Here is an 8,402-nt window from a genome sequence, read left to right on the forward strand (position 1 = left end):
ACCAGATATGGGAGTGATCAGGGGGAAATTCAGCTACTTTTTCCCTGAAAATTAGGTAATTGACCCCCTCAAAATCGGTAAAACCCCACACCCCACACCCTACACCCTACACCCTGCCCCTAGGAAAAACTTTTTCAGCAAACCCTAATTAGTGATCAGCACCCATTAACCCTACACCCCACACCCTGCCGCTGCAGGATTAATTTTTGGGCTTTATCTCATTGTCGAGTCAAGAGGCAAAAATACAAATAAAGCGAGAACTGTCGCCCTTGCAGTTCCCGCTCTATTATTGTTGTATTGTTGGAGTATCTAACCCCCGAATATTGAGTTAAATTAGTACAAATCTTCTTCTTTGTGGGTGACGATCACACAGTCAGAAGTAGGATAGGCAACACAGGTGAGGACATAACCCGCTTCAATTTGATCGTCATCTAAGAAGGATTGCTCGGATTGATCAACGCTACCAGATATGATTTGACCAGCGCAAGCAGAACAAGCACCAGCACGGCAAGAAGAAGGTAAATCTAATCCTTTTTCTTCCGCTATATCGAGAATATATTCATTATCGGGAACATCAATTTCATAATCGCCCTTGGGTGTTTTCAGGGTGACTTTATAAGTGGTTGTCTTTATTTTCTTTGCCATAGGTTGTTCCTCAGTCTCAAAATGCCTTCTCTCCCCGTTTACACTGAACAGGTCGAATGAGTTTCCTTTTTGATACTACGCGAAAATTCACCCGGCTCAACTTACCATTAGTAATGACAGCCTTAAATAAACTTAAAATAATATTTACTTATCACTTTAGCCGATTAGCTGTTTAATTAAAAGTTGATACAATAGCCTAGTCTCATAAAATAAAAGTCGGCATAGCCTATCCTTCCCTAATGCCTTAAAAAGGGTTTATTCGGTTAAATAGCGCAAAGAACGTCAGCAGAAAACTGAGAGCGCACCAAACCGAAGAAAATCTAGTAGAAACGATTTGGCTACAGTTAACAACTCTTTTGAGCAGATTTTATGGGATGGCGAAAAGTTTTCTTGTGGTTAAACGACTGTTCGAGTTTTTGGCTAAATTTCAATTATTTAATTTTCCTAAACTTAAAAAATACGATACCTTTTCACATTTCATTTAGGGATGCTATAGCTAACAAAGTTAATCTGGCTGGGGATTGGAAATTGTCCTCGTCACTATTTAAGTAGGTAGGCGTTAAAAGTTGTCAGACACCCCCCTTATCAAGGGGGGCAGGGGGGATCCCCCCGCCTATCGGCACCCCCCTTATTAAGGGGGGCAGGGGGGATCCCCCCGCCTATCGGCACCCCCCTTATTAAGGGGGGCAGGGGGGATCAGAGGCAATAACTACTTACTTAAACTGTAATCGTTATAATCTAATCAGTCTTATTTTAAGACATAAACAAGCTATTAAGAGATTTAGCAAAATTCTAGCGAGTCAGTTTTAGTAACTGCATAATGATATATTGTCTTAAGCGATCGCTGCTTTGAGGCTGTGCATTAACAAACAAACTATAATCCGCTGGACAGCATTTCTCATAATTTACACTGCCTAGGAAAAATTTTAGTACAAATGCTCGGACTGACAACACCGGCACTCATTGAGATAGTCAACAGCTGATCCCAGCCACCTCTTTTTTACCATATTTGGCTACACTTCGCTTCTCATAGGGATTGTAGACTTCCTTGTCACCCCGTCAGAGTTAAGAGCAAAACAGAGACAGAAGCGAAGCTCAACCCGATGATTAGCTAATGGTATCGATAAACATCTTCAATGCTGCTTTTGAGAAGGAGAGGGGTTGCTAAAGCCTCTATAATAAGTAGCCATAGAGATGCCGACAACTTCCCCTGTCGATAGCGAATAAGGAGAAAAAAAACCCAGTGTTTGTCCTCAAAGGTTACGAGTATTTTCTAGGATTTCTGCTCGCTTGCAGTTTAGTACCAATCCTATCCCTAACTGCCTCCAAAGTCCTGCGGCCTAGTGGTGGCGGTCCGGAAAGACGCACTACCTATGAATCGGGGATGGAACCGATCGGCGGTGCTTGGATTCAGTTTAACATTCGTTATTATATGTTTGCCCTCGTTTTCGTGGTTTTTGACGTGGAAACCGTCTTTCTCTACCCTTGGGCAGTAGCTTTCAATCAATTGGGCCTATTAGCTTTTGTAGAAGCACTGATCTTTATTGCTATCCTTGTGGTTGCTCTCGTCTATGCTTGGCGGAAAGGAGCCTTAGAATGGTCATAACGGCCATAATTTTCCTTATTTTTGACTTTTCATGAGAGGATAACCCGATGAGTCCCAACCCTACCAGCGAATTTAAGCAAATTATCGCACAACAAAGCGAAAAAATCCTCAATCCCATCGAACGCACTAAAGTTACCCAGGATTTATCGGAAAATGTCATCCTTACCACCGTTGATGACCTATATAACTGGGCGCGTTTGTCAAGTCTTTGGCCGATGCTATACGGTACAGCTTGCTGTTTTATCGAGTTCGCGGCCTTGATTGGTTCCCGTTTTGATTTCGATCGCTTTGGTTTAGTTCCCCGTTCTAGTCCCCGGCAAGCCGATTTAATCATCACTGCCGGTACAGTTACCATGAAAATGGCCCCCGCTTTGGTGCGTCTGTACGAAGAAATGCCAGAACCCAAATACGTTATCGCCATGGGTGCCTGTACGATTACGGGGGGAATGTTCAGTAGTGACTCCACCACCGCAGTTAGAGGGGTAGATAAACTTATCCCCGTGGATGTCTATATACCCGGTTGTCCCCCCCGTCCGGAAGCGATTATCGATGCAATTATTAAACTGCGGAAAAAAGTCGCTAACGAATCTATTCAAGAACGCGGGACTGTCCTCCAACAAACCAATCGTTATTACAGCACCACCCATAAAATGCAGGCCACGGAACCGATTCTTACGGGTAAATATCTGCAATCGGCCACCCGTCAAGCACCTCCGAAAGAGTTACTAGAAGCCACTGGTATGCCTGTTCCTCCCGCTCTTTTGACCACGAAACAAAAGGAAGAAATCTAAATGACTGAAGAAACCACAGCTATTGTGCAAGCTGGCCCCACTTCGATTTGGTTAAGCGAAAATGGTTTTGATCATCAAGCTTTAGAAGCTGACCATAGTGGTGTGGAATTGATTAAAGTAGAAGCAGAATTTTTAATTCCTCTGGCCACTGCTTTATTCGCTTATGGCTTTAATTATCTCCAATGTCAGGGCGCTTACGATTTGGGACCGGGGAAAGAATTAGTTAGTTTCTATCATCTGGTCAAAGTAACCGATAATGTCGATAGTCCCGTGGAAGTGCGCTTAAAAGTCTTTCTTCCTAGAGATAATCCCAGGGTTGCTTCGGTTTACTGGATTTGGAAAGCCGCTGACTGGCAAGAACGAGAAAGTTATGATATGTTCGGCATTATTTATGAAGGACATCCCCACCTGAAACGGATTTTAATGCCAGAAGATTGGGTAGGTTGGCCCCTACGCAAAGATTACGTTTCTCCCGAATTCTATGAACTACAGGACGCTTACTAAGTCGAGAATTTAATCACTAATTAGGTTATTGATCCTATGGGGTTGGAAGCTATTTCTAGCCCGATTTTTTTTTGATACTAAATCCGCTGAATATAGGCTACATATCAGGAGAGGCACTCATGCAAAACGGAGAATAAATAATCAGTTTTTAATAACAGGATTTAGTATTACTTAGCCGAGAAAATCCTCGATCGCCTGTCCCGTCTCTTCCGGTGCTTCTTCCGGTAAAAAATGACCACTGGCGATCGCCTGTCCTGTCACTTGATTAGCTCGCTGCTGCCAAAGAGCGATCACATCGTATTGACGTGCGATGAAACCTTTTTTTCCCCAAAGAACCAAGAGGGGGGAGGAAATTTTCTGGTCTAAATCCTGACGATCATGCTCTAAATCGATGGTAGCGGCGGCCCGATAATCGGCACAGGTGGCGGTTATCGTCCTTAAATCTCGAAAACAACGCCGATATTCCCCCAAAGCTTCCTCTGTAAAAGCGCTAAAATCTCGCCCCCAACTTTGCAAGCAATGGTGCAGATAATAATCGGGATTAGCAGCGATCAGGGTTTCGGGAAAAGGGGAAGGCTGAATCAAGAAAAACCAATGATAGTAGGCAGTGGCAAAAGTTTTATCAGTCGCCTCGTACATCGCCAGCGTCGGTGCTATATCGAGTAAAACGAGTTTTTTGACCTTTTCTGGAAAATCAAGGGCGATACGGTGGGAAACTCGCGCCCCTCGATCGTGGCCGATCAGATAAAACTCCTGATAACCCAATTTTTCCATCAGCAACACCTGATCTAAGGCCATCACCCGCTTGCAGTAATTGCTAGAATCCTCTAGGGGTAAGGGTTTATCGCTATCCCCGTAGCCGCGCAGATCCGTGGCGATTACCGTAAAATTAGCCGCTAATCGGGGGGCGATTTTATGCCACATTTGATGGGTTTGGGGATAACCATGCAGCAAAAGCAGCGGAAAACCGCGCCCACCTTTGACACCATTGATAGTAATGCCATTAACTTCTAGCTGAAATTTCCGAAAATTTGTCAGCATTTTTGCTTCCTGTCACCTTAGGGGGAGATAATTGCATCATCCGGCAAAAGTGGCCCGATCGGTAAAGTTTTTTCACTATAGCTCCTCAAGCCCCTGTTTTTCTGATAGATTAAAACCATTGGGTTGCTCAAAAATCAACGAGTTAAGCAGTTAGGTGTTAAAAACTGTCAGATCCCCCCGCCTATCGGCACCCCCCTTAATAAGGGGGGCAGGGGGGATCGAACCTAAAATCTATCTTCAATTTAATTATAACCAGCTACTTAAGCAGTAATTTGATTATGATATCGATTATCTATTCCGATGAATTTCTCGATCACGATACAGGTATTTACCATCCCGAAAAAGCGGCGCGTTTAACGGCAATTGTCGAGGCTTTAAAACAAACCGAATGGCAGTCAAAATTAACATGGCATTTACCGACACCGCTCGAAATTCGTGACGAAGTAATTCCTTTGATTAAACAAGTTCATAATCAAGATTATGTTGATAGATTGCGGCGAATTTGTCAACAGGGCGGAGGAAGATTGGATGCCGATACTCCCGTTTCTGCGCGTAGTTACGATGTGGCGTTACTAGCGGTTAGTGGCTGGTTAGATGGGGTAGATCGAGTTTTATCTACTGGCGATCCTGCCTTTATTTTAGCCCGTCCACCCGGACATCATGCCACTTCTAATTATGGCATGGGTTTCTGTCTGTTTTCTAATGCTGCTATTGCCGCCTATTATGCTTTGGAAAACAAAAGAGTGCAAAAAGTAGCGATTCTCGATTGGGACGTGCATCACGGCAATGGCACCCAGGATATAGTCGAAAATCATCCCCAGATTGCCTATTGTTCCCTTCATCAATTCCCCTTTTATCCCGGCACGGGAGAAGCGAGAGAAAAAGGGGAGTTTAATAATGTTTTAAATATTCCCTTATCGGCGGGAAGTACGATTAAAGATTATCAAGAACATTTTGAGGGGCAAGTCATACCTTTTCTGAAAAATTTTCAACCGGATTTAGTGATTGTTAGTGCTGGATATGATGCCAATCAAGCGGATCCTCTGGCGGGAATTTGTTTACACCCACAGGATTATGGAATTTTAACCAAATACCTCTTAACTCTCAATAAACCGCTGCTTTTCGGCTTAGAAGGTGGTTATGATTTAGAAACTTTAGCGGCTTCCGTCGTCGCCACCTTAGAAGCTTTGCTCTGATCCTATTCCGGGTAATCGTTACATTTCTTTAAAAAGATTGGTAACAAAGCGATCTAATGCGGTAAGGTAAACGATCAATAGAAAAAAACCCTTGACCTAGTTGCCTTTTAAGATTATGAACTCCCTTGCACCACACCTAAAAGCCAAAGCCCTCAAGCCTAATAGTCGTCGTCCTGCCAAAGAATTGTGTAGCGAGTGCGGACTTTGTGACACTTATTATATTCACTATGTTAAAGAAGCTTGTGCTTTTCTCAATCAACAAATCGCCGATTTAGAAGCAGCATCACACGGCAAAAGTCGCGACTTAAATCAGGAAAATGATCTCTATTTTGGTGTTCATCAAGAGATGATGGCTGCCAAGAAAAAACAAGCTATCCCTGGGGCGCAATGGACAGGAATTGTCAGCACAATTGCCTGTGAAATGCTCGATCGTGGTTTAGTAGAAGGGGTGGTTTGTGTGCAGAATACCGCCGAGGATCGCTTTCAACCGCAGCCGATTCTTGCCCGTACCACGGAAGAAATTCTCGCCGCTAAAGTTAATAAACCGACTCTTTCTCCCAATTTATCAGTCCTAGAAGAAATTGAAAAATCGGGCATGAAACGGTTATTAGTTATCGGAGTTGGTTGTCAAATTCAAGCCCTAAGAGCAGTAGAAAAAAAATTAGGCTTGGAAAAATTATATGTCTTAGGAACTCCCTGCGTCGATAATGTCACCCGCTCAGGACTGCAAAAGTTTCTAGAAACTACCAGTCGTTCCCCAGAAACTGTGGTTCACTACGAATTTATGCAGGATTTTCGGGTACACTTTAAACACGAAGACGGCTCGATGGAAATGGTTCCCTTTTTTGGCTTAAAAACTAATAAATTAAAAGATGTTTTTGCCCCTTCCTGTATGACTTGTTTTGATTATGTTAACTCCCTTGCTGATTTAGTTGTGGGCTATATGGGCGCACCTTTTGGCTGGCAATGGATTATGGTTCGTAATGATACGGGCAAGGAAATGTTAGAGTTAGTTAAAGATCAATTAGACACCCAAGATGTTATGTCTAGTGGTGATAGAAAACAGGCGGTACAAAATAGCATTCCTGCCTATGATAAAGGTGTAACCTTGCCGATGTGGGCGGCAAAAATGATGGGAGTAGTAATTGAAAAAATCGGGCCTAAAGGTTTAGAATATGCTCGCTTTTCCATCGATTCTCACTTTACCCGTAATTACCTTTATGTTAAACGTAATTATCCTGAAAAATTAGCGGCTCATGTTCCTGAATATGCTAAAAAGATTGTGGAACAGTATAAATTGCCCGATTAATTAGGGTATGCTGAAAAAGTAGGGGCGCAACATTCGGATAGGAAATCTACGGTTTCAGCGATGGGTTATCCCCCGAATGTTCACCCTTACAGGGTGTGATCGCCGATCAAGTCAATAATAAGTGGTGGGTTACAACTAACGCACCCTAGGTTTTACTTATCACTAGGTAATAGGTGTAGGGGTAATTCATGAATTACCCCTACAATAACGTTTTTCTGGATGTTGTTAAATTTTCTCTTGACAAAGGCGACTTGACAGGATACTATATTCACAATGGAAAATCCGTGCGCCTACGAACCCTCTTTTCCAACGGTCTTAACTATGATTGGTTCATTCAATCAATCTTCATCTCTAATCTACTCTTAACTAGCTCCCTAGTCATAGTCCATCAGATGATTACATCAACCACTGTCGATGGTGGTGGGTTACTGGACTAGGTAATAGGTGTAGGGGTAATTCATGAATTACCCCTACAATAACGTTTGTCTGGATGTTGTCAAATTTTCTCTTGACAAAGGCGACTTGACATGATACTATATTCATAATGGAAAATCCTTGCGCCTACAGACCCTATTTTCAAGTCTCAATAATCGCCAATAAAAGCTTAGATAGCGATAATTTTTTTAAGGATTGAGAACCATGAACCATCAAAGAGAGTTTTATGTTGTCATTGAACGGGATGAGGATGGATATTATGTTGGGGAAGTTCCTCAACTTCGGGGTTGTTACAGTCAAGGGGAAACGATTGATGAATTGATGAAGAATATCAGGGAAGTGATTGAACTTTGCTTGGAAGATGGCAATCCTGAAGATGTGTCGGAGTTTGTTGGAATTGAAAAGGTGTCTATCTGATGCCAAAATTACCGATATTAACCGGTGATGAAGTTATCAAAGCTTTAACGAGAATAGGGTTTCAATCTATCCGACAAAAAGGAAGTCATCTGCGCTTAAAACATGAAGATGGAAGAGTTGTCACCGTACCGGTTCATCGGGGGAAAACTGTCGGGAAAGGATTACTCCTAAAAATTTTACGCGATGCTGAACTGACACAAGAAGAATTTATTCGTCTGCTGTAATTCCCATCTTGATTTAAGCTTCATGTCCCCGTTTGTCTGGATGTTGTTAAATTTTCTCTTGACAAAGGCGACTTGACATGATACTATATTCACAATGGAAAATCCGTGCGCCTACAGACCCTATTTTCCAACGCTCTTAACTATGATTGGTTCATTCAAGGCTCTCTTGGATTTGGTGGGTAAAATGTATTCTAAGATACAGTCCTGCTGGCGAGGGAATGGAAGGAACCACAA

10 protein-coding genes are annotated in these 8,402 nt (G+C 42.8%); 8 read left to right on the plus strand and 2 right to left on the minus strand.

The annotated features are described in order from the left end of the window. Positions 1 to 333: 333 nt before the first annotated feature. Positions 334 to 645, minus strand: a complete 312-nt coding sequence (locus IM450_RS14495; protein WP_287669249.1) for a ferredoxin — start codon at positions 643 to 645, stop codon at positions 334 to 336. Positions 646 to 1,888: 1,243 nt separating this feature from the next. On the opposite strand from IM450_RS14495, the gene ndhC reads away from it, so the two are divergent. Genes ndhC through IM450_RS14510 form a run of 3 tightly spaced genes read left to right on the plus strand, consistent with a single transcriptional unit; the run spans position 1,889 to position 3,546 of the window. Beyond that, positions 1,889 to 2,251 (plus strand): photosynthetic/respiratory NAD(P)H-quinone oxidoreductase subunit C, encoded by a 363-nt coding sequence (gene ndhC / locus IM450_RS14500; protein WP_002739390.1) that lies wholly within the window; start codon positions 1,889 to 1,891, stop codon positions 2,249 to 2,251. Between the two features lie 47 nt (positions 2,252 to 2,298). Beyond that, positions 2,299 to 3,042: a photosynthetic/respiratory NAD(P)H-quinone oxidoreductase subunit K gene (ndhK, locus tag IM450_RS14505; RefSeq protein ID WP_002800109.1), complete on the plus strand. Its 744-nt coding sequence runs from the start codon at positions 2,299 to 2,301 to the stop codon at positions 3,040 to 3,042. Beyond that, positions 3,043 to 3,546 (plus strand): NAD(P)H-quinone oxidoreductase subunit J, encoded by a 504-nt coding sequence (locus IM450_RS14510; protein ID WP_002738424.1) that lies wholly within the window; start codon positions 3,043 to 3,045, stop codon positions 3,544 to 3,546. It abuts the gene before it with no gap. Between the two features lie 171 nt (positions 3,547 to 3,717). Here IM450_RS14510 and IM450_RS14515 read toward each other — a convergent pair whose 3' ends face one another. Beyond that, complete coding sequence (locus tag IM450_RS14515) at positions 3,718 to 4,587, minus strand: alpha/beta fold hydrolase (protein ID WP_287669251.1); 870 nt, start codon at positions 4,585 to 4,587, stop codon at positions 3,718 to 3,720. 278 nt (positions 4,588 to 4,865) lie between these two features. Here IM450_RS14515 and IM450_RS14520 point away from each other — a divergent pair, with 278 nt between their 5' ends. From IM450_RS14520 to IM450_RS14540, 5 genes are all read left to right on the plus strand, one after another. Next, a complete protein-coding gene (locus IM450_RS14520) occupies positions 4,866 to 5,783 on the plus strand; it encodes a histone deacetylase family protein (protein WP_002800114.1) in 918 nt (305 codons plus the stop codon). A 115-nt stretch (positions 5,784 to 5,898) separates the two neighbouring features. Then, positions 5,899 to 7,092: a Coenzyme F420 hydrogenase/dehydrogenase, beta subunit C-terminal domain gene (locus IM450_RS14525; protein WP_287669256.1), complete on the plus strand. Its 1,194-nt coding sequence runs from the start codon at positions 5,899 to 5,901 to the stop codon at positions 7,090 to 7,092. A gap of 188 nt (positions 7,093 to 7,280) precedes the next feature. Next, positions 7,281 to 7,529 (plus strand): hypothetical protein, encoded by a 249-nt coding sequence (locus IM450_RS14530; RefSeq protein ID WP_287669258.1) that lies wholly within the window; start codon positions 7,281 to 7,283, stop codon positions 7,527 to 7,529. A gap of 202 nt (positions 7,530 to 7,731) precedes the next feature. Then, positions 7,732 to 7,944 carry a type II toxin-antitoxin system HicB family antitoxin gene (locus IM450_RS14535; protein WP_016516940.1) on the plus strand — a complete coding sequence of 71 codons (213 nt, stop codon included), beginning with the start codon at positions 7,732 to 7,734 and terminating at the stop codon, positions 7,942 to 7,944. After that, positions 7,944 to 8,168: a type II toxin-antitoxin system HicA family toxin gene (locus tag IM450_RS14540; protein ID WP_002739026.1), complete on the plus strand. Its 225-nt coding sequence runs from the start codon at positions 7,944 to 7,946 to the stop codon at positions 8,166 to 8,168. The genes IM450_RS14535 and IM450_RS14540 overlap by 1 nt, the downstream gene beginning before the upstream one ends. Positions 8,169 to 8,402: the final 234 nt, after the last annotated feature.

Origin of the sequence: Microcystis sp. M083S1, assembly GCF_020246405.1 — a bacterium.
GTDB lineage: Bacteria > Cyanobacteriota > Cyanobacteriia > Cyanobacteriales > Microcystaceae > Microcystis > Microcystis aeruginosa_C.

What these genes read in the sequence shown, in the direction of transcription:
- IM450_RS14495 (WP_287669249.1), bottom strand. Translation starts at nt 645, where the DNA reads ATGGCAAAGAAAATAAAGACAACCACTTATAAAGTCACCCTGAAAACA.
- ndhK (WP_002800109.1), top strand. Translation starts at nt 2,299, where the DNA reads ATGAGTCCCAACCCTACCAGCGAATTTAAGCAAATTATCGCACAACAA.
- IM450_RS14510 (WP_002738424.1), top strand. Translation starts at nt 3,043, where the DNA reads ATGACTGAAGAAACCACAGCTATTGTGCAAGCTGGCCCCACTTCGATT.
- IM450_RS14515 (WP_287669251.1), bottom strand. Translation starts at nt 4,587, where the DNA reads ATGCTGACAAATTTTCGGAAATTTCAGCTAGAAGTTAATGGCATTACT.
- IM450_RS14520 (WP_002800114.1), top strand. Translation starts at nt 4,866, where the DNA reads ATGATATCGATTATCTATTCCGATGAATTTCTCGATCACGATACAGGT.
- IM450_RS14525 (WP_287669256.1), top strand. Translation starts at nt 5,899, where the DNA reads ATGAACTCCCTTGCACCACACCTAAAAGCCAAAGCCCTCAAGCCTAAT.
- IM450_RS14530 (WP_287669258.1), top strand. Translation starts at nt 7,281, where the DNA reads ATGAATTACCCCTACAATAACGTTTTTCTGGATGTTGTTAAATTTTCT.
- IM450_RS14535 (WP_016516940.1), top strand. Translation starts at nt 7,732, where the DNA reads ATGAACCATCAAAGAGAGTTTTATGTTGTCATTGAACGGGATGAGGAT.
- IM450_RS14540 (WP_002739026.1), top strand. Translation starts at nt 7,944, where the DNA reads ATGCCAAAATTACCGATATTAACCGGTGATGAAGTTATCAAAGCTTTA.